Genomic DNA, 21,298 nt, shown 5'->3' with positions numbered 1-21,298 from the left:
ATTCATTAATTAGTAATTCGTAATTCGTAATTCGTAATTGAAGAACAGAGCAACTAATTTTGATTTTGACTCCTGAATTTTGACTCCTGAATTATTTTTCAAATTGTTCACATTCCCTGCAATACTTGCCGAATAATATCTGATCGCACTTCATCAGTAACTGTTACTACACCAATCTCTGTTGGTAAAACAAACCGTACTTTCCCCGCTTTGACTTTCTTATCTAACTGCAACGCCTCAATAATTGCTTCAATATCTACCCCAGATGGTAACTTAATGGGTAAACCTGTTTTTTGAATTAAAGCATTTTGACGTTCCGTGTCTTCCTTTTGCCACATTCCCAATTCCACAGCAATTTGACCGGCTGCTACCATACCAATAGCCACCGCTTCACCGTGATTTACTAGACGATAACCAGTCAAACTTTCCACTGCATGACCGATGGTATGTCCATAGTTGAGAATCGCCCGCAATCCGCCTTCTTTCTCATCTTTGCTAACAACATCAGCTTTAGCTTGACAAGAACGCATTAATATGGTGTGTATCAGTTCAGGTTTTACATAGCGGAGTTGGTCGAGACGTTTACTTGCTTCCAATTGGGCAAACAATTCGGCATCCCAAATTACACCATATTTAATAACTTCTGCCATTCCGGCGCGAAACTCACGCATAGGTAGAGTTTTCAATACTTGTGGGTCAATCAAAACCAAGCGCGGTTGATGGAATGCCCCAATCAAGTTTTTGCCATGAGGATGATTCACGCCAGTTTTGCCACCAATTGCCGAATCCACCATCGCTAAGAGAGTGGTAGGAACTTGGACAACATTAATGCCCCGCAGCCAAGTTGCGGCTGCAAATCCAGTCATATCGCCAATAACACCTCCGCCCAAAGCCACCATTGTAGAAGAACGTTCTAGGCGGTTTTCTAAGGCGATATCGTAAAGTTTTTGGATGGAATTAAGCGTTTTGTAGCGTTCCCCAGGTGGTAGGGTGCAGCTAGCAACTTCAAATCCAGCAGATGTTAGGGATGCGATCGCTCTTTCCCCAAAATGCTTTAAGATCGTCGGATTAGAAACCAGCAGTACCTTCTTGCCTAGCTTGAGACTGGCCATATGTTGACCTAGTTGATCTAAACTTGAAGATGCGTTAGCGTAGCTTACCGCAGGTATCACAATCTCATAAGACTGCTCAGGTAAATTTACATTAATTACAGAAGTCATTGCCCAACCCCTAACAAGCGCCCGTGGGCTGTATTCTATCGCAATCTGGCAGTGGGAGTGGGGGTAATGAGGGGATAAGGGGAATAACCAATGCCCAATGCCCAATACCCAACAACTAATGATTCAATAGATTTAGGAAGTATTGTGGAGAAAAATAAATGTTTGCGATTGCAGCTTACATCGGCTTTTTAGCTTTGTTCTTTGGTTTGGCTGTAGGTCTGCTGTTTGGTCTGCGGACTGCCAAAATAATTTAACCGAGAGACAGATCCAACCTATTAACCTATGACTTTTGAAGGACGGGCATTCTGCCTGTCCCTCAATTTACAACAAGTTACGCTTCGGCAATGGCAGCCATAATTGATCGTTTTGATGGTTCATCGCCCAGTAATAGCCACGAAAATATCACCATGAACAACGGTTGAATTTGGTTTCATCGGGCACAATGACCCATCGCATTGACCAACTTGAGCAAGCTGGGTTAGTAAAACGAATTTCTGATCCGAGCGAGCGGCGCGGCACTTTAATCACATTGACGCAAGAAGGTTTCAACTTAATTGAGAAAGCCGTAGAGGCTCATGTTGCCAATCAGCATCGCATCCTCAGTGTTTTGAAGCAGTCAGAGCGGGAATTTTACTTATTGCGCTGTTAAGAAAGCTCTTAGCTTCATTTGAAGGAGAATAGTGGTAACCTTGTTGAACAAGGCAGAAGGCAGAACGAAAAACATTTAGTCTGGATCTGAATCCTCGACTAAATGTTTTGCACCAAATCCAATATTTATCCCACAACAGCCGGACTTGCTATCTTTTCTTGTCTTTGGGAAGGCGGACGCATTGCCAAACCAAGTAAATTCAGCATTTCTCGGTCACTATCGTAATCTGGACAAGGAGTTGTCACTGTCAACATCTTGTTGTCGTCGCTGGAAAAGATAGAATTGGCTCCTGCCATAAAACAGAAAGCTTGTTCAACTTGAGAAAGTCTAGCCCTACCAGCACTAAGACGCACATCGGAAGCTGGCATTAAAATCCTGGCTGTGGCAATCATCCGCACAATATCCCAAATGGGAACATCAGGCTGATTTTCTAAGGGTGTGCCTGGTACTTGTGAAAGAATATTAATTGGTACGGACTCTGGATGCGGATGTAAGTTTGCCAGAGTTTGTAACATCCCAACACGGTCATCGACAGTTTCGCCCAAACCAAGGATACCGCCGGAACAGACAGTAACATTTGTCTGACGGACATTTTCAATTGTGTTCAAGCGATCGCTATATGTCCTCGTGGTAATAATTGTGCTGTAATATTCCTGCGAGGTATCTAAGTTATGGTTATAGGCGTAAAGTCCCGCTTGTTCCAATTTCCTAGCCTGATTTGCTGTCAACATACCTAGAGTGCAACACACTTCCAAACCCATTGCGGTTACATCCTTGACCATTTCCAGGACTTCCTCAAATTGTGAGTTATCCCGTACTTCGCGCCAAGCAGCACCCATGCAGATGCGACTAACACCAGTTTCTTTCGCTTTCTTGGCGATGTTAACTACCGTTTTCTTTTCTAGGAGTGCTTCCGGTTTTACCTCTGTTTTATAGCGGGAAGATTGGGCACAGTAGCTGCAATCTTCTGGGCAACCTCCCGTTTTAATAGATATAAGCTTACAAACTTGTATTTTTGTTGGGTCATGATATTGGCGATGCACGCTAGCAGCTTGATAAATAAGCTCTAGCAATGGCGTGTTGTATATCGCCCGAATCTCTAATTCCTGCCAATCGTAGCGTATTCCCACCACATCACTATCCTTCTTGTAGACTGGGTTAAATCTTGAGCTGTCTTTTGGTTGAATTTCCTGCAGTACAGCATTTGGGCAAAGCGATTTTCTCGAAGTTATGCCGCTTACTGTGCTTTATCACCCATTGGCTCTCAATCCTTCCGCTCTAGATATTAGACATCAGCTTATCAAGATTTTGGTTGAATGGCAGATTACCAGTAAAAATACTCATAAATTCAGCATTGGGCAATCCAACTGGCGTGCAATTCTATTTGCCCTGGCTGCTGCTAAACCGTGGGTATGAGAGAATTTAAAATCTAGAGAATGTTTTAAGAAGAGATGCCGTTAATTAAGTAATTTATGATATCCGAACTGCCACTAATTACAAGCGATCGCCTATTCTTACGAGTGGCTATCCATGAAGATATACCCGAAATTCTGAAATACTTCATTTATAACAAAACCTATCTCACTCCATATTACCCTCTTTGGGTTGATGGGTTTTTCACCCAAGAGTATTGGCAGTATCAGATAGAGAACAATTTTTTGGAATTTATTAATGGGCAATCTTTAAAGCTATTTATTTTTACTAAAAAAAACCCAACTGTAATTATTGGAATTGTAAATTTTAGTAATTTTGTCAGAGGAGCCGCTCATTTTTGCTATGTAGGATATAGCCTTGCTGAAAGTAAACAAGGTAAAGGATATATGACAGAAGGGCTAAAAGCCGCCATTCAATATCTTTTTCAAGAGTTAAATTTTCACCGAGTCATGGCAAATTATATGCCTCACAATCGGCGCAGTGGCAACGTACTCAAAAGACTCGGTTTTGTCATTGAAGGATATGCTAGAGATTATTTGTTAATTAATGGGCAATGGGAAGATCATATTATGACAAGTCTCATCAATCCTAATTGGCAACCACCTAAATTTTAAAGGCGACTGAGTATAATTTTTAATATAATATATTTTCCTTACTTGCTATAACTATTGGTGAATGTAGTCATTCGTATCAAAAATAATGTGAGGGAATGCTTAAATAAGTTAAAGCACGTATCTTTGACCACCTTTTTACTACTAAATAACTTGGTAAAGGTACTGGATTTGGATTAGCGATCGCCCAGCAAATTATAGTAGAAAAACACAACGGTATAACGGTATGATCTCAGTTAATTCTACCTCCGAAAGTCCTGCTGATGTAGACGCTATTGGAGTGATGAGTGGTGTGTTGGTGGGAAATCTGGCGCGAAGATTCGTTGTTCTTTGAAAAACTAGATCCTAATGGCAATATGGAGTGATAACACGAATTATGCTACGTATTTACTTTATAAATAATCTCTGAAAACACGCGCAGTTTTATTAATCTAATTTGAATGAAAATCGTCATTCTAGGCACTTAAAAATTTTGAGTGCGTACAAAAAATTAGAATGAATACAATGACCCCAGTCATAGTGCGACCCGTCCTCATTTTTGGGTTACGGAGAAAACATTGGCTGTAGCGTAGTTAGTGAACCTTTGTAAATATTACGTGTGTCTGCAAAAAATTTATGAAATGAAACTGAAAACTCAACAGACACTACGCTGTAAAATTATCAAATAAGAATTTTTATAAACTTTTATAAACAATTAGTTGGTTCTGCATAAAACTTATATGCCCAATGTAAATTATGTAGGTACTTGCTTGACGAGCATTAATTAAAGTTTACTTGCTTTGGATCGCGTAACCGTTGTGGGAGCAACTACTGCTTGTTTCGGTATTATTTGATTACAAAACTCATGAAAATTATACTTATAATAAGCTTAGTAGCCTTTATTACTAGCTTATTAATTTACTTCCTACTGACCTCAAGAAGTCGAATTTTGCTCAAATCCTTGGTGACAAAAATAAAGTGCCAATGGTGGAAACTTAGGTTTGGCAAGCTTAACCGATTAGAATCAAGATTTTCTAAGACTATAACAATTGCTGCCATTATTATGCTAGCAGTAATTGCTGGAAATAGTGTATCCGCGCAGGTTACGGGGTCGCCTCCAGTTTCGCTCAAGAGCGTATCGGTTCCAGAACCTGACAATCTTGGAGACTTTGTAAAAAACAAAGCAGCTGCAATCAAGTTAGGAAAAACTCTCTTTTGGGATATACAAGTTGGGAGCGACGGAGTGACTGCCTGTGCTAGTTGTCACTTCCATGCTGGAGCCGACAATAGATCCATAAATCAGATTGCTCCTGGGCTTTTGCGGATTAACGCTGATCGTACACAGAATCCAGATACAATTTTTAATACAGGCGCCGGGCCAAACTACCAGTTAACAAAAGCAGATTTTCCCTTTCACAAGCTGTCAAATCCAAATGATTCTACGACTGTGGTATCTGACAGTAATGATGTTAGCTCTTCTCAGGGAGTCGCCAATACAAAGTTTCTTGGTGTTATACCTGGTAGTTCAAAAGACTTAGATACAAGTGAGCCAGATCCAGTGTTTCAAGTGGGAGGTATCAATGTGCGCCGCGTCCAGCCGCGTAATACGCCAACCGTAATTAATGCAGCATTAAACTTTCGCAACTTCTGGGATGGAAGGGCACAGGATATCTTTAATGGGGTGAATCCTTTCGGTTTAAGAGACCCTAACACCTCTGTAGTGAAAGCAGAAAACCCAAATCAGCTTAAATTTGTCAAAGTCAGCCTGAATAATTCGTCTTTGGCTTCCCAAGCGGTCGGCCCGCCACTGAGTTCCTTTGAGTCGTCTGCTGATGGCCGTACTTTTCAAGAAATTGGTAATAAGTTTGGTCAAATTGACCTGAGCAAATTTATAGTTGTCAACAACTCGCTGGGTTCGCTGGAAAATATTCTGTCAATTGGGGGTACAAAGCTCCCTCGATTACTAGGGCAAAAGTTATCTGGACTTACACCACTAGGTAAACAGGTTGTGCATCCACAAGACAGCGTTTTAGGTGCAGACAGTAGTTATCCTCAGCCTGGACTGAAGGAAACTTACGAGCAGCTGATTCAAGATGCCTTTAAGCCAGAGTGGTGGAACTCTAATCAACTCATCCAAATAGATACTCAAGGTAAACGGACTTTTGTCAACAGCCCTGATAACTCTTCCGAAACTGATGAGTTCACGCTGTTGGATTATAACTTTTCGCTATTCTTTGGGCTGGCAATTCAGTTGTACGAGTCTACACTCATTGCCAATGATACGCCCTACGATCGCTTCTTAGAAGGAAATATTACCGCCCTCACCGTGCAGCAGCAACGAGGCAAACAACTATTCGAGGGCAAAGCTGCCTGCATCTTCTGCCATAGTGGGTTAGAACTCACCAGCGCCTCGATTAGCAACGTCAAGAACCAAAGACTCAGAGCCACTACTACTACTCCCAGAACCGTCTCAGACAGAGGTTTCTTCAATATTGGTGTTAGACCCACCCTAGAAGACATCAGTCTTGGTGGTCAAGACCCATTTGGTAATCCACTTTCGGAGTCAGGGGTAGCTGCTTTAGGGAAATTCCCACTACTTCTGGGTTCAAGCCCCAATGTTACAGTTAGCCCCAATGACACAGTAGTTGCAGACGGACAGTTTAAGGTTCCTGGACTACGCAACATTGAACTGACAGCTCCTTACTTCCACAATGGTGGCTATTTGACTTTGCCGCAAGTAGTGGACTTCTATAATCGTGGTGGAGATTTCCGCCAGCAAGGGGTTCTTCGCCCATTAGGATTAAGCGAAACTGAAAAAGCTGACTTGGTGGCTTTCCTCAAAGGACTCACTGATGAGCGAGTCGTCTCTGAGAAAGCGCCCTTTGACCACCCGCAACTGTTCGTTCCCAATGGACATTTCGGTAACTCTATGTATGTTGTCAATGATGGTACTGGCAAAGCTGCCGATAACCTACTAGAAATTCCTGCTGTAGGTAAGAATGGTGGTAAAGGTACTCCAAATTTCCTGAACTAACTAGCAATTTGAGTTAGTCGCTCAGGTGTTAGAGCAGGGGGAGATAAGCGAAAAAAATTACTTCCTTGTCCCCCTGATCATTGCATACTTACAAACTGATGCTAATTTACTAACAGAAATTGGGCGTTGCTGAATTTAAGTATGAATTCGGATGTAGAAACGTAGCACTGCTACGTCTCTACAAAAATTTTGGTATTATGCAAAATCATTTTCATCCGTGGAATCAGCAACGCCAGAAATTGAACCAGCATTAATTACTTGGTTTATACCTCTGCAATAGTCAGCTTCAAGTTTTAGAAAATCAATTTTATTTAATTAATGTTAAATTTCAGAAGACTGACGGATTTGTTCCAAACTTCGGTTGAGCCAGTCTTCATACCAATTATAAAAACTTAAAGGGTGCTCCTCATTGCTATTTGGATAAGAATCATCAGGGTTGATGTCATGAAAAGCATGGCAAAAACTCAAACAAGCAGGATATATTCCATTATCATTAGTACGATCATCTATCCAGATTTTTCCTGACTGCTCTCCAGTAACGACTAACATCGCATAAATTCCACAACCATAATTTGTAATGGTAAGAGTACCCTGAATAAATTTATTGTCGAAGTAGTCATCATTGTTGGTAACCAAATCTGTATTATTTTTGACAATTAAATCCAAATCATTCCATGCTTTTGTAAAAGGAAATGGTTTAGAAAGAATTTCGTAGTTCTCAGGGTATAGTTTTTCTGAGATGATATCTTCAGATTTAATTCCCGATAGTCCAGATAAGCCGTATCCTGGGCCAGCACCACCATTACCAATTTCTAAGAGAAAGTTTCGATATTCACTTGGTAGTGTAATATTATATCTAGATTCAAACACTTGAATATCTTTGTTACTCAAGCAAGGTTTGAATTGATATTGGTGTGATTCTGAGCCAAAAACCTCAAATGTAGCGTCTAAAATAGCTAATTGAGTTAAGTTTTTCTTTAATTCTAAAACTTTATTCATTATGCGCTCTAGATTTTGATGGGGGCGCTGCCATATTTTAGATATGGGTCGCTTTTTGCGTCTGTGCTGATGCTGAAGCCAGAGGTAGTATTAAGGGAAGAATGAATTAAGTTTTGCTCGTAATGACTCTGGCTGAAACTCCAAACTACAAAAATTCTAGCAATCCTTTTCTCTCCCTCAACTACGAAAGCGCCTTGGAATCTTTAGGCGATGACTACTATGATGAGGTTGCAGCAGAAAAATTTCCTCAACACCTCCTGCGTTGGCGTAATGATGCACTACTACCCCGCTTGGGTTTAGACCCCCAACTAGTCAAAGATGATGATTTTATCACAGCTTTTGGCAAATTTCAGGGGCGTAAACCCTTGTTGGCACTACGTTACCACGGTTATCAATTTGGTGAATATAACAGACAGTTAGGTGATGGTAGAGGCTTCCTCTACGGGCAAGTACGCACCACTGATGGCGAATTGTACGATTTTGGCACGAAAGGTTCTGGAAGAACGCCTTACTCCCGTGGTGGCGATGGTATGCTGACGCTCAAAGGTGGAGTGCGGGAAGTTCTGGCTGCAGAAGCACTACACCAATTGGGTGTACGTACCTCGCGCTGTCTGAGCTTGATTGAAACAGGTTTACCCCTTTGGCGGGGCGATGAACCTTCGCCTACTCGCTCATGTGTGATGATTAGAATGAGCAGTTCTCATATTCGGTTTGGCACTTTTGAGCGACTGCATTATTTCCAGCGTCCAGATTTAACTAAGAAGTTATTAGACCACGTAATTGAGCAGTATTATCGACACTTAAGTGCTGAACAAAATAAATATGCCTTGTTTTACGCCGAATTAGTGAAACGAGTTGCAGAACTAGTAGCCCAGTGGATGGCGGCTGGCTTTTGTCATGCAGTCCTTAATACTGACAATATGTCGATTACGGGAGAGAGTTTTGACTATGGCCCTTATGCGTTTATCCCAACTTATAACCCATCCTTTATAGCTGCATATTTTGACTATTATGGACGCTATTGTTACGGTAATCAACCAAGTATTTGCCAGTTGAATTTACAAATGCTCCAGGAACCTTTAAAGGCAATTATTGATAAAGGCGAAATGGAAGCTGGATTAGCAATGTTTGATGAGTATTATCAAGCTGAATACAGTTCTTTGATGTTGAAAAAGTTAGGTTTTGAGGATTTGCCACATCCAGAAGCTGGAATACTGTTGAATCTAACGATTGAATTTTTGAAAGATAGCCAAGTTGGTTATCACCAGTTTTTTTATGAGATGGCTCGGACTTTTTCATCGAAATGGCGAGATGATCCAGGTTTTGTGTTAAATAATTCAGATATTGTGCCAGTACCAGGTGCGTCAGGAGTTTTTGATGATTGGTGCATACTGTACCATAAAATTTTGAATGATTTGGAGAGCGATGTCTACGACGGACTACGCCTACGCATTGATGTAATTGCCCAAACTCTAGCTGTTCATAATCCCAAAACAGCATTATTAAGACCTGTAATTGAATCTATTTGGGAACCAATTGCTCAGGAAGATAATTGGCAACTTTTTTATGACTTAATCAAGGCAATCCAGTCTAGAAGATAATAGCGGGGCATTGAGCATGGGGCATTGGTTATTCACCTGTCTTTCCTGCTCCCTTGCCCCTGTGCCTCTTTTCAATTCCAATGCCCAAAAACTCCACGCCACTTGCAGGATGGAGTTTTTCATTGAGTCTACTTTGTTTGTGCAACTGGTTGCACGCGCAAACCCTCAGTCTCATCAACTGTAGGAGTAGCAATCAGCGATTCATTTCCTGTCAGTCCTGATGTAATTTCTACTTCAGTACCATAATCTCGCCCAACAGCAACTTTTTGATAATGCACTGTTTGGTCTTGGGTTACAGTGGCAACCTGCGTACCTCCGGCGTTAACGACTAAGGCACTATCTGGCACAACAAAGGGAGTATTAGCACGGTTAATCGCAAATTTGACAGTGGCATACATCCCAGGTCGCAGCGTCGCATCGGAATTCTGCACTTCTAATTGTGTCAGCAAAGTGCGAGTATTTGGATCTATAGCGTTGCTAGTACGCACTACTTTACCTGTAAACACTCGTTGTGGTAACTCTCTGACTGTAATTTGTGCTGTTTGACCAGTCTGAAGTGACGGTGATAAACTCTGTGGGACATTCACATTCACATCTAACTTGTCATAAGCAGCAATAGTATAAAGGCTAGTATTGCTAGTGTTGGTGTTGCTGGTATTGGTGGTACTACTAGTATTGCTGTTGCCACTACCTGCTGAAATCAAAACACCTGTATTTACGTTACGTGCAGTAATCACTCCTGAGAAAGGAGCAGTAACTTTTTTGTAAGACTGCAATACGGTATTACGCTGGAAGTTTGCAAGACTTGCATAGGCGTTAGCTTGTGCTGCTTTGACGTTGGCAGAGTCAGAATTGACAGTGTTTTGTGCTGCCTCAACGCTGGCAAGATTTGCCTGATATGTAGCATATTTTGTATCTGCATCTTGTTGAGGCACTGCACCTTGCTTAACAAGAACACTCCAGCGCTGCCAGGTCTGACGTGCTATCAATAGATTAGCGCGGGCTTGCTTCAAATCAGAAACACCTTTAGCTAAACTAGCACGACTTTGAAGCACGTTGGCTTGTGCTTGTGCTAACTCTGCCTTCGCTTGCAAAACTTGCTGATCTATGTCTGGTGAATCAATCTCGGCTAACAACTGACCAGCTTGGACGCGATCGCCAATGTCTGCGTACCACCGCCGCAAATACCCAGTACTGCGAGCGTAGATGGTCGTTTGGTTAAGGGGTACAACACTGCCAGGTAGTTCCAAATTGGTAGTAGCAGCAGCGCGACGGGGAGTGATAACGTTAACTGAGGGTACGGTGCTTGCTTCTTTAACTGCTGCTTGTAATTCTGACCTTTGGCTTAACCGAGGCAGAATACCTATGGCTAGTAGGCTACCAAAAAAAACAGCACCAATTACAGCCCAACCAATTCGACCGATGCCGCGTCTTTTTCTAGAAGTCGTTTGTTGTTGAGAATCAGGAGATGCAGGAGGCTGAGAATCCATAGGTAATACTCATTCGTAATTGAGAAAGTCAGATTCAATCTGGGTTTGAGGGTTTGAATCTGTTGCCGAATTTTAGAAAATTAGTATAATTTGCATGAATTCGGCAGCTAGAGTCATTACCCTCATTGGCTTTGGCAATTTTGAACAATGAAATTGCTTATGACTTACTTTGGGATGATGACAAGGAGTATGCAGTCTGTGGATCTGAGAAATTTAAATCGTCATCATCCTCATCAATAGGACGAGGTTGTTGACGCCGTAATATGCTGTATACAACAGGTACAAAGACGAGAGTTGCAACTGTTGCAGCTGACAAGCCGCCAATCACAGCGCGACCCAAAGGCGCATTCTGCTCGCCACCTTCACCAAGACCGAGAGACATTGGCACCATACCAATGAGCATGGCTAAGGCAGTCATCAACACAGGACGCAAGCGTGTGTGACCTGCCGCCTGGGCTGCATTATAGGCATTTTGCCCTTCTTGACGCTGGTCATTAGCAAAAGTGATCAGTAGAATACTGTTTGATGTCGCTACACCTATACTCATAATTGCACCCATTAACGAAGGGACGCTAAAGGTGGTGCGGGTGACAAACAGCATCCAGACAATACCAGCTAAAGCGCTTGGCAGTGCCATCATAATAATCAAGGGATCGAGCCAAGATTGGAAGTTCACTACCATTAAGCAGTAAACCAGTACAATTGCAAACACAAGTCCGAAACCAAGTCCCAGGAACGAAGAGTTCATCGTTTGCACTTGCCCACGGACATTAATTTGACTACCATGAGGCAATTTTTTCTTATAATCAGCGATGATTCGATCTACATCGCGGGCAACTCCCCCCAGATCGCGATCGTAGGAGTTAGCGTAGATATCGAAAACTGGCTGAATGTTGTAGTGATTTACAACTTGCATTACTGTGTCGCGTTTGACACTAGCCAAATTACCTAAAAGTTGGGGTGCAGTTTGACCGTTGCCAACTGGCGTATTTTTCAGGCTGTCAATAGAGTCAATTTTGTACTGGGGAACTTGTACAGCAAGAGTGTAACTTACGCCTTTTTTGGGATCGAGCCATTGGTTAATTGCGGCTTGACCGCTTGAACTTAAGGAAGTAAGAACGCTATTGGCAACATCACGCTGAGTCATACCCAGTTGTTGAGCCTCGGTGCGATCTACATCAAGACGTAACTCTGGAGCATCGACAACTTGCTGCATGTGTACATCTACAGCACCAGGAATGCGCGTCATCTTTGCTTCGATTTCTTTGGCAATTTTAAAGTTGGCCTTTGAGTTTTGCAGAGGGCCAGATATTTGCACGTCAACAGCAGCAGGCAAACCGAAATTCAGAATTTGAGTCACAATATCAGCTGGTTCAAAAAAGAAGGTGTAATTGGGAAATGTCGCTTTCAATTTCTGGCGGAGTTGCTTAACGTAAGAAAAAGTTGAACCAGATTTTTTTAGGGACACCAGAATATCAGCATCAGCCGGCCCAATTGTCGCACCGTTGTAGCCGTATGTAAGGTTAATACCGCTATTGGGTAAGCCGATGTTATCCAAAATCTTCGAGAGATTTTCTTGAGGTACAGTCTGGCGGATAACGCCTTCGACTTGGCTGACAATTCTTTCTGTCTCTTCCAAACGAGTACCAGGTAAGGCTCGAACATGGAGGCTAAACTGACCACCATCGACTTCCGGGAAAAAATCTTGACCGACGAATGGTAACAAAACTCCTGCACTGACTATAAAAGCACCAAACAGCACAAAAACTATGCGGCGGTGATTTAATGCTGAGGTCAGGACATCGTAGTACCAACTGCGAAGTTTCTCAAATTGTCGGTTAAACTTTTCGTGTAGCCGCCATATCCAATCTTTCTTGACAGATTGCGTTTTTTGTGCAGTCGCTGTGGTTTGGTGGTTGTCATGACCATTATTGTTTTGGACTGGTGAATGGGTGTGGTGGTTGTCGCGATTATCATGGATTTCGACTGGTGAATGGGTGTGGCGATCGCCATGACCATTATTGTTTTGGACTAGCGAATCAGTATGATGGTTGTCGCGACCATTATTGTTTTGAACTGGCGAATCTATATGATGGTTGTCGCTATGACCATTATGATCCTCGCTTTCTCTATGCCAATCCGCTTCCTGTGGTAAGAAATAATTTGCCATCGTCGGTACTACAGTCCGAGATAGCAGATAGGAAGCAAGCATGGCAAATACTACCGCCATCGCTAGGGGGACAAACAGGTACTTTGCCACTCCACTCAAAAACACCACCGGTACAAAGACAATACAAATACATAATGTTGCGACAAATGCTGGAGTTGCGATTTGCTGCGCTCCATCCAAGATTGCTCGCTTAATTGGTTTACCTTGTCCGAGATTTCGATGGATATTTTCAATTTCTACTGTGGCATCATCTACGAGAATACCGACAGCTAAGGACAAACCACCTAAAGTCATAATGTTGAAAGTTTGTCCCAAACGACTCATCACAATAATCGAAACCAGCATCGAAAGGGGAATCGATACGGCTACAATTATAGTGCTGCGCCAACTTCCCAGGAAAACCAGAATCATCAGCGCGGTGAGACACGCGGCAATCAATCCTTCTTTAAGAACGCCTTGAATCGAAGCTTCAACAAATATAGATTGATCAAACAAAAAGGCTAAATTCAGTCCTGGGGGTAAAGTGGATTGGATGCGAGGCAAAGCTTTTTTTACCCGATCAATCACATCAATTGTTGAGGCATTGCCACTCTTAAGAATACTCAGTAAGCTTGATCGCTTACCATTTTCACGTACTATGTTCGTTTGCACGGCAAAGCCATCCCTTACCTGCGCCACATCGCGAATGTAAGTCACATTTCCATTAACTTGCTTAATTGGCAAATCGTTGAGGGCTGCCACTATATCTGGACTATTGTTGATTTGTACAGCAAAGTCGCGAGCGCCTATCTTCATATTGCCTGCGGGCAAGACTAGGTTTTGGGCGCTGACAGCGTTAGTCACGTCTTGGGCAGAAACGCCTTTAGCCAACATCGCTTGGGGATCGATATCAACCATAATTTGCCGAGCTTTACCACCATACGGCAAAGGTACACTCGCCCCTTGCACTGTTGCTAACTGGGTGCGGACAAAGTTAGTAGCATAGTCGTTGAGCGCTTGTTCCGGCAAATTTTTGCTGCTGACGCTCATCTGGATAATCGGCACGCTAGAAGCGTTGTATTGAATAATGAATGGCGGCGTGATCCCCGGTGGCAAAGGACGAAGAATTGTTTGGCTGACAGAGGTGATTTGAGCAACTGCTGAGGCTATATTGACACTTGGTTGGAAGAAAACCTTGACAACACTAACACCATTTAAAGATTGAGACTCAATGTGTTCGATGTCACCAACAGTTGTTGTCATGGAGCGTTCGCTAATCGTTACGATTCGCTGTGCCATTTCCTCAGATGTGGTACCAGTATAAGTCCAAACTATACTGACAACCGGAATGTTGATTGCCGGAAAAATGTCAACCGCTGTGCCAAATATCGTTACTACACCCAAGATCACAATCATCAAGGCAGCGATCGCGAATGTATACGGAAGACGTAAAGCAATTTTGACGATCCACATAGTTAGTTAGGATACTTCAAAAGTTTTTTTGTGTTAAAGCAGTTTTATTGAGGTTGGCCTTTGGGCTAATTGAAGTTGTTCTGTTTGGAGTTGCTCAACTAGCCACTCAATTTCTGATTTGATCACTTCAACTCCCCGCTTTTGCACTTTCACTTGATATAAATCATCAGTAACTTCAAGTGCTTTTTTCTCTGCAAGGCGTAACTGACATAACATCAATCGATGTTCGATTAACTGGATTCGTTCTTTGGGTAATAAATAACTAAAGAAAAAAAATTTGATAAAGAATCGCGATCGCGCATTAACCCAGCTTTCATGAGGATATGCCAACATCTCTTGATACCAAGTGGTTTTGCCGAGGGATGTAATCTCATATACCTTTCCACACTGTCCACTTTCTTCTCCTTGTTCTGCACATAGCATCGCTTCACCTTGTTCTTCCATGCGCTTCAGAAGAGGATAGATTGCGCCATAGTTGACACAAATACTGCAACTCATAAACATCTCTAGTTGCTGTTTAAGCCGATAACCATTTAATGGCTCTCGCTGTAATAAACCTAACACTGCCAACTTTAGCATTTTGATATATCAATTTGATATGTCGATTAACAATATCAAATTGAGCCTTTTTAGCCAAGTACTTAAGGTTCAATTGTCAGAATTCTCTGTGATACCGTAAAGGCGAAGCCGTATAAGTTACCTGTCAATACCGTTCGGATAAGCTCTTGAGGCAGGGGAGGCAGGGGAGGTTTGACTAACTAAAGTGCTGGGCATAAAATCGCGCATAGCGACGCTCTAGCACTAATAATTCTTCATGGGTTCCCGATTCAACAATTTGACCCTGTTCGAAAACTAAAATGCGATCGCACCTCCTAACTGTTGATAAACGGTGAGCAATAATAAACACCGTCCGTTTTTCCATCAGTCTTTCCAGCGCTTCCTGTACCAATGCTTCCGACTCAGAATCTAATGCTGATGTCGCTTCATCAAGAATCAAGATTTGGGGATTAAGCAGAACAGCACGAGCGATCGCAATTCTTTGTCTTTGTCCACCTGATATGTTTACCCCACGTTCACCCACCCAAGTCCGATAACCCTCTGGTAGTTGGCTAATAAACTTATGGGCATTAGCAATTTTTGCTGCCTCTTTAACTGCTTCTATGTCAAAAACGTCTTGTCCAAAGGCGATATTTTGGGCAATTGTCCCGGAAAACATGATGGTTTCTTGAGGAACAATCCCAATTTGTCGCCGTAGACTATGCAGCTTTACATCTCGAATATCAGTACCATCAATTAATATTTGACCAATTTCGGGGTCGTAAAAACGGGGGAGAAGATTGACGAATGTGGTTTTACCAGCACCAGAAGCACCCACAAGAGCGATCGCTTCACCTGGTGATATTAATAAACTGATATCTTTTAATACAGGTTCACCCGGTTTATAACCGAAGGAAATATGACGATATTCTACTTTGCCTTTGACTGGGAGTAGAGCGATCGCATTTGCTTTTTCTATCACCGTCGGCTGAATTGCCATCAATTCAAAAACGCGGTCAACAGATGCTTCACCCTGCTTAAATTCGTTGTAATTATTAGTAGTATGACCAATTGGATCAATTAATAACGCTGCTGCCGCCAGATAACTGAAAAAACTCGCCACTGTCAAGTTACCTTGGGAAATTTGCCACGCTCCCACAATCAGTAACGATAACGCACTTAAAGCTTCCAGAAATCCGACAATGGGAATTTGAATCGCTTTCAGGCGTTCGGCTGAGTATTTGGCTTTGAGACTGCGTTCTGCTTCATGGCCAAAGCGGGCAATTTCGTAATTTTCGGCTGCAAAAGCCTGTACCAAACGAATACCGTTGAAAACTTCTGCGAGGATAGCTGATAAACCCGAAACGCGATTTTGACTTTTTAAGGAATATTTGCCCAAGCGTTCACCAAACCAGCCAACTAAAATACCCATCAGTGGTGCAACTATCACAGTTGCTAATGTCAGTTGCCAATTGAGGTAAATCATGTAAACCGGAATTGCTAGCAACTGCAAAATGCAGGGGATAAAGTCGTGAAATACTTTATTTACCACTTCGCCAACGCGGTCAACATCTTCTGTGAGGCGGTAAGATAAATCACCTGCTTTTGCGGTTTCAAAATAGCTGAGATTTAACTTTTGCAGATGTGTGTAGACTTGCTGACGGAGATGAAAAGCAACTTTCAAAGAAGCTTTCGCCATGTACATATCTTGTATAGACTGAAATAAGCCTCTAACAAGAAATACTAAGGCACAGCTACCAGTTATTTGAGCGATCGCTACTACATTACCTTGTGCAAAGGGAGTTGCCAATTTACCGGCAAGATTGATCAACACTAATGTTGCCAGCACATATCCCAAAATACCAATAATCCCCTTAGTGATGGTTCGCCACTGGAGTCGGATATAAGGCAGTAGTTGCCAGTAATTAGAACGGGTTTTCAAGCTTGAAAGTCCACAATGATATTTTCCTTTGTTTGACGCTAGCAGTTTTTGGTGAGTTTCTGAACAGTTCACTAAAGCGAACGCCTCGCTACGCTCTAAGCGCAGCTATGCCGCAGGCTTTAGGCAATGGTGCTCGTTCGCCCTTGGGAGAAGACTCGCTCTAAACGTACCTCTGCGGGGAAGCAAGCTAGGTGTAGCGTCTCTAAGAGTTGCTATGCCGAAGGCGTTGCCCTCGTTCGCGCAGCGTCTTTGATAGGAGAAGAGAAGGCTTTATGCTACGCTAGCGCAGCTATGCCGCAGGCTTTACGCAATTACATTTTGTAACGGGGATTTAAATTTAGCTTCCATTCTCGCTGCTTGATAGAAGCTATGCAACTTAAACCCCTAAACTAGGTTAAAAAGATCCAAGCCTCAGTAATAACACAGGACGTAGATATTAAAACTACACCCTTTTATAGAGGAAAGTTTTTTAGTTTTTATTAATAATAAAGTTTTTAGTTTTTATTAATAATACTTACGTTTATATTTGACCATTACTTACACCCATGCTTTATTGTTTTGCAGCTTAAACTATATGGATGTAGATGAGTTTAACCAACAGATAGAAAAATTGCGATCATGGGTAAAAGGAGTATGGCAGGGCACTGTAACTCAACCAAACTCAGAAAAAGAGCTAATGATAGCGGCTTTCGATGAACTCCAAACGGCAGTGGAAGAACTATTGACTACCTCCGAGGAGTTAGAGCTAGCAAGAATGAAAGCAGAGATAGAACGCCAGCGTTACCAAGAATTATTCGATTTTGCGCCGGATGGTTACTTGGTAACTAATACCGTAGGGAAGATCCTAGAGGCTAACTATGCAGCAGCAACTATGCTCTGTATGCACCAAAAATATCTGGTAGGTAAACCATTAGTTCTGTTTATTGCTCAACAAGACCGCCAGATGTTTATCTCTTTGATAAATGATTCGCAGCAGATAAAAGACTGCGTAATTGACCTAAAGCCACGCTCGGGTACACTCTTTCCTGCTAGTATTAAGGTATCTCCAGTGTATGACTCACAAGAAAAGTTGATAAGCTGGCGTTGGTTGCTGCGTAATATCACTGAAGCTAAACAAGCAAAAGAACAAGTAGCAAAACGCACAGTGCAACTGGCAAAAGCAAATCAGCAATTGCTGAGTGAAATTAGAGAGCATAAACAAGCCAAGTCACAACTGCTGCACTTGGCGTTTCATGATGTACTAACGGGACTCCCAAACCGCGCTTTATTTATGAACCGCTTAAAAGATGCGGTCAATTATTCCCAACGGCATCCAGATTATCAATTTGCTGTCTTGTTTCTAGACCTAGATCGTTTCAAACTGATCAATGACAGCCTGGGACACACATTTGGAGATCAATTACTGCTTACGGTTGCTCAAAGGCTTCAAGAATGCTTGCGTTCTATAGATATAGCTGCACGACTGGGAGGAGACGAGTTTATTATCTTGCTAGTGGGAATTAGAGATGTATTAGAAGTGGTAACGGTTGTTGAGCGAATACAAAAGAATCTGGCACATCCAATGGTTCTAGACGGGCACGAAGTGTCTACTACAGCGAGTATTGGCATTGCTTTAAGCATAACAGGTTGTGAACAACCAGAAGATTACTTGCGTGACGCCGATATTGCAATGTACCGAGCTAAGGCACAAGGTAGGGCGTGCTATAAGATTTTTAACACTGATATGCATATTCAAGCAATGGCACACTTGGAGTTAGTTAACGAGCTGCGCCGAGCCGTTGAGCTTCAAGAGTTTCGGGTTTATTATCAACCGATAGTGTCACTCAGTCGCGGCAGGATAACTGGTTTTGAAGTGCTTGTGCGCTGGCTACATCCAAAACACGGCATTGTTTTGCCAGAGTATTTCATGTCAACTGCCCAAGAAACCGGGCTAATTAACCTTATTGAGCAGTGGGTCTTGCATGAGGCATGTAGTCAGATACAGCAATGGCAAGAACAATTTTCCTCTAGCTGTGGGGATCTGGCTGAGTGTCCCTTGACCATTAGTGTCAATCTTTGTACTACTAGGTTCAGTGAAGAAAACTTGCTGCCGCACATCAATAAAGTTCTACAAGACACCGGAATCCCCGCGTCGAATTTGACGCTGGAGATTACAGAAGGCGTAATTATGGAAAACAATGATCGAGCCATTATCAGGCTAAAGCAACTGAGAAATTTAGGAATTAAGTTGGCAATTGACGACTTCGGTACAGGCTATTCCTCATTAGGTCGTCTCCACCACTTTCCAATTAATCAATTGAAGATAGACCGCTCTTTTGTTAGCGGGAGCATTATTGATGATGGAAATTTAGATATTGTTGAGACAATTATTACATTGGCACATAAATTAGGTCTGGATGTGACCGCCGAAGGGGTAGAGACAGAAGAGCAACTAGCACTGTTGAGAATGTTGAAGTGTGAATATGGGCAGGGATATTTTTTCTCCCATCCATTAGATAGCTCTCAGGCAACGGCATTAATTATGGCAAATCCTCAGTGGTGATGCAATACTATTCGGTTAAGATCCCCCCGCCTACGGCGACCCCTTTTTTAAGGGGGTAAAAGAGGCTTGGAAGCCCCACTTTTTAAGGAGGGTTGGGGGGATCTTCAAAATATGAAAACGTTAACCGAACCGTATTGGAACTACAGGGGGGTTAAAACGATCTCAAATTCTCACGAATGATTTAGGACTGCTATATAATACCAATTCTGTATGAAGATGCGCTTATGGGGCAAGAAATAAAAAACGAACCGCCAAGAGCGCCAAGTACGCCAAGAAATAAGAAATTAAGAGATTTAGCGCAGCTTCACAAAGAAACGGTATAAGCAACAGATACCTCGAAGTCATGTTGAGGTACTTCAAAGTCATGTTGAGGTACTCCAAAGTCATGTTGAGGTACTTCAAAGTCGTGTTGAGGTACTTCAAAGTCGTGTTGAGGTACTCCAAAGTCGTGTTGAGGTACTTCAAAGTCGTGTTGAGGTACTTCAAAGTCGTGTTGAGGTACTCCAAAGGGTACTCCAAACTTGTACTGAGCGTAGCCGAAGTATTGCGAATTGGTATTAGACGATGCGTTTTAATTTTGTTCATAAAAAACCCCCTCCTCGCTGGCACGGGGAAGGGGTTGAGAGTGGAGATAACCTAATATTCGCTTTCTTCTTCGTATTCTGGCTGTCTTTCCTTGACTTTTTTAGGAATATTCACGGGCTTGGGCGCATCTTCCCAAGCATCGCCTTCTACATCGTCATAATCATCGTATTCATCAACATAAGGCTTGCTATAGGGCTGGGCTTCATACTTTAGCGGCTGCGGTTGTTGATACCTGTCGCTGCCTGTTGCTTCGCTCCAATTATCTTCTTCCTCATCTTCTGGGTATTGAATAGATTCATATTGCCGCGCCTTCATTACCTGACGCTGTGGCCTTTCTTCTTCCACATAGTCTTCTGTCCATTCCTCTTCTTGAGCTACGGGTTCGGGGGCGCGAACTTTTTGCCTTGGTGGCTGCAATGGCACTCCACTAGGCAGTTGATTGGCTGGTGCAACTTGACGCGGTGGAGTATAGCCGTATTCTTCTTCTATATCTCGCTCCCAAGGTGCTTTGCCGATGCCCAGGCGCTCTAGTAAACCAACTGTCAACTGGTTTACTCGTTCTTCGGCTCCCTCAAACACAATCAATCGATTGGGGCCTGTGCTGACAATTTCATCTACTGAGAACTCGTAAGTACTCAGAAATTGATCGGGAATTTGGGGCAATCCTAAAGAAGCAATAACTATAGAGTTAAGCTTGCCGGTTTCGCCGTTGAACTTGAAGCCGCGAACTTTGCCTAAGACTTCGCCTGTTTCTGTAATTACTTCCCAGTTAATCAGATTACTGAGAGATTCAACTTCAATATCTTCTATTACATCTTCGTTATCAACCAAAATGACATCACCAATCTGGCTGATGTTGTTGAGGTACATATAGCGCGGTATGCCCGAAATGGAGATCAGGCTGTCTCGCAAACCAAGAGCCACAACCTCTCGTTGATCTATATCAACCCAGACTTGACTGATGATGCCTAGCCGCTTGCCGTTGTCGCGGGTAATCACCTGGGTATTTAATATGTCGGAACGCCTAATTATCTGTTCGGAGGTCATTCTATA

At 42.6% G+C, this 21,298-nt stretch carries 17 protein-coding genes; 8 read left to right on the top strand and 9 right to left on the bottom strand.

Annotated elements, in window-relative coordinates:
- Window positions 1-107: 107 nt before the first annotated feature.
- Window positions 108-1,220: a 3-dehydroquinate synthase gene (gene aroB / locus V7L20_RS00280; RefSeq protein WP_334742133.1), complete on the bottom strand. Its 1,113-nt coding sequence runs from the start codon at window positions 1,218-1,220 to the stop codon at window positions 108-110.
- A 158-nt stretch (window positions 1,221-1,378) separates the two neighbouring features.
- Here aroB and petL point away from each other — a divergent pair, with 158 nt between their 5' ends.
- A complete protein-coding gene (gene petL / locus V7L20_RS00275) occupies window positions 1,379-1,474 on the top strand; it encodes a cytochrome b6-f complex subunit PetL (protein ID WP_109007553.1) in 96 nt (31 codons plus the stop codon).
- Between the two features lie 188 nt (window positions 1,475-1,662).
- Window positions 1,663-1,869 carry a MarR family winged helix-turn-helix transcriptional regulator gene (locus tag V7L20_RS00270; RefSeq protein ID WP_334742132.1) on the top strand — a complete coding sequence of 69 codons (207 nt, stop codon included), beginning with the start codon at window positions 1,663-1,665 and terminating at the stop codon, window positions 1,867-1,869.
- A 125-nt stretch (window positions 1,870-1,994) separates the two neighbouring features.
- Here V7L20_RS00270 and bioB read toward each other — a convergent pair whose 3' ends face one another.
- The gene (gene bioB, locus V7L20_RS00265; protein WP_334742131.1) at window positions 1,995-3,002 is read right to left on the bottom strand and encodes a biotin synthase BioB; all 1,008 of its coding nucleotides are present in this window, start codon (window positions 3,000-3,002) and stop codon (window positions 1,995-1,997) included.
- A 97-nt stretch (window positions 3,003-3,099) separates the two neighbouring features.
- Here bioB and V7L20_RS00260 point away from each other — a divergent pair, with 97 nt between their 5' ends.
- The 3 genes from V7L20_RS00260 (at window position 3,100) to V7L20_RS00250 (ending at window position 6,927) form a co-directional block, all read left to right on the top strand.
- Window positions 3,100-3,285 (top strand): hypothetical protein, encoded by a 186-nt coding sequence (locus tag V7L20_RS00260; RefSeq protein WP_334742130.1) that lies wholly within the window; start codon window positions 3,100-3,102, stop codon window positions 3,283-3,285.
- Between the two features lie 56 nt (window positions 3,286-3,341).
- Window positions 3,342-3,917, top strand: a complete 576-nt coding sequence (locus V7L20_RS00255; protein ID WP_334742129.1) for a GNAT family N-acetyltransferase — start codon at window positions 3,342-3,344, stop codon at window positions 3,915-3,917.
- A gap of 940 nt (window positions 3,918-4,857) precedes the next feature.
- On the top strand, window positions 4,858-6,927 hold the full coding sequence (locus V7L20_RS00250) for a cytochrome-c peroxidase (protein WP_334742128.1): 2,070 nt from the start codon (window positions 4,858-4,860) through the stop codon (window positions 6,925-6,927).
- A gap of 321 nt (window positions 6,928-7,248) precedes the next feature.
- Here the strand turns inward: V7L20_RS00250 and V7L20_RS00245 are convergent, their stop codons facing one another.
- Window positions 7,249-7,926: an SMI1/KNR4 family protein gene (locus V7L20_RS00245; RefSeq protein WP_334742127.1), complete on the bottom strand. Its 678-nt coding sequence runs from the start codon at window positions 7,924-7,926 to the stop codon at window positions 7,249-7,251.
- Between the two features lie 122 nt (window positions 7,927-8,048).
- Here V7L20_RS00245 and V7L20_RS00240 point away from each other — a divergent pair, with 122 nt between their 5' ends.
- Window positions 8,049-9,527 carry a protein adenylyltransferase SelO gene (locus V7L20_RS00240; RefSeq protein ID WP_334742126.1) on the top strand — a complete coding sequence of 493 codons (1,479 nt, stop codon included), beginning with the start codon at window positions 8,049-8,051 and terminating at the stop codon, window positions 9,525-9,527.
- Between the two features lie 128 nt (window positions 9,528-9,655).
- Here the strand turns inward: V7L20_RS00240 and V7L20_RS00235 are convergent, their stop codons facing one another.
- From V7L20_RS00235 to V7L20_RS00220, 4 genes are all read right to left on the bottom strand, one after another.
- Window positions 9,656-11,017 (bottom strand): efflux RND transporter periplasmic adaptor subunit, encoded by a 1,362-nt coding sequence (locus V7L20_RS00235; RefSeq protein ID WP_334742125.1) that lies wholly within the window; start codon window positions 11,015-11,017, stop codon window positions 9,656-9,658.
- A gap of 157 nt (window positions 11,018-11,174) precedes the next feature.
- Window positions 11,175-14,639 (bottom strand): efflux RND transporter permease subunit, encoded by a 3,465-nt coding sequence (locus V7L20_RS00230; protein WP_334742124.1) that lies wholly within the window; start codon window positions 14,637-14,639, stop codon window positions 11,175-11,177.
- Between the two features lie 33 nt (window positions 14,640-14,672).
- Entirely contained in the window at window positions 14,673-15,218 is a 546-nt protein-coding gene (locus tag V7L20_RS00225) for a PadR family transcriptional regulator (protein ID WP_334742123.1), read from the bottom strand.
- A gap of 175 nt (window positions 15,219-15,393) precedes the next feature.
- Window positions 15,394-17,118, bottom strand: a complete 1,725-nt coding sequence (locus tag V7L20_RS00220) for an ABC transporter ATP-binding protein (protein WP_334742122.1) — start codon at window positions 17,116-17,118, stop codon at window positions 15,394-15,396.
- Window positions 17,119-17,244: 126 nt separating this feature from the next.
- On the opposite strand from V7L20_RS00220, the gene V7L20_RS00215 reads away from it, so the two are divergent.
- Both V7L20_RS00215 and V7L20_RS00210 read left to right on the top strand, forming a co-directional pair.
- The gene (locus V7L20_RS00215; protein ID WP_334742121.1) at window positions 17,245-17,442 is read left to right on the top strand and encodes a hypothetical protein; all 198 of its coding nucleotides are present in this window, start codon (window positions 17,245-17,247) and stop codon (window positions 17,440-17,442) included.
- A 250-nt stretch (window positions 17,443-17,692) separates the two neighbouring features.
- Entirely contained in the window at window positions 17,693-19,660 is a 1,968-nt protein-coding gene (locus V7L20_RS00210; protein WP_334742120.1) for a sensor domain-containing protein, read from the top strand.
- Between the two features lie 222 nt (window positions 19,661-19,882).
- Here the strand turns inward: V7L20_RS00210 and V7L20_RS00205 are convergent, their stop codons facing one another.
- On the bottom strand, window positions 19,883-20,245 hold the full coding sequence (locus V7L20_RS00205) for a hypothetical protein (RefSeq protein ID WP_334742119.1): 363 nt from the start codon (window positions 20,243-20,245) through the stop codon (window positions 19,883-19,885).
- 51 nt (window positions 20,246-20,296) lie between these two features.
- Window positions 20,297-21,292 (bottom strand): PRC-barrel domain-containing protein, encoded by a 996-nt coding sequence (locus V7L20_RS00200; RefSeq protein ID WP_334742118.1) that lies wholly within the window; start codon window positions 21,290-21,292, stop codon window positions 20,297-20,299.
- Between the last annotated feature and the right edge of the window lie 6 nt (window positions 21,293-21,298).

It is taken from the genome of Nostoc sp., assembly GCF_036916735.1.
Taxonomy (GTDB): domain Bacteria; phylum Cyanobacteriota; class Cyanobacteriia; order Cyanobacteriales; family Nostocaceae; genus Nostoc.
This window is presented reverse-complemented; position numbering and strand designations above follow the sequence as displayed.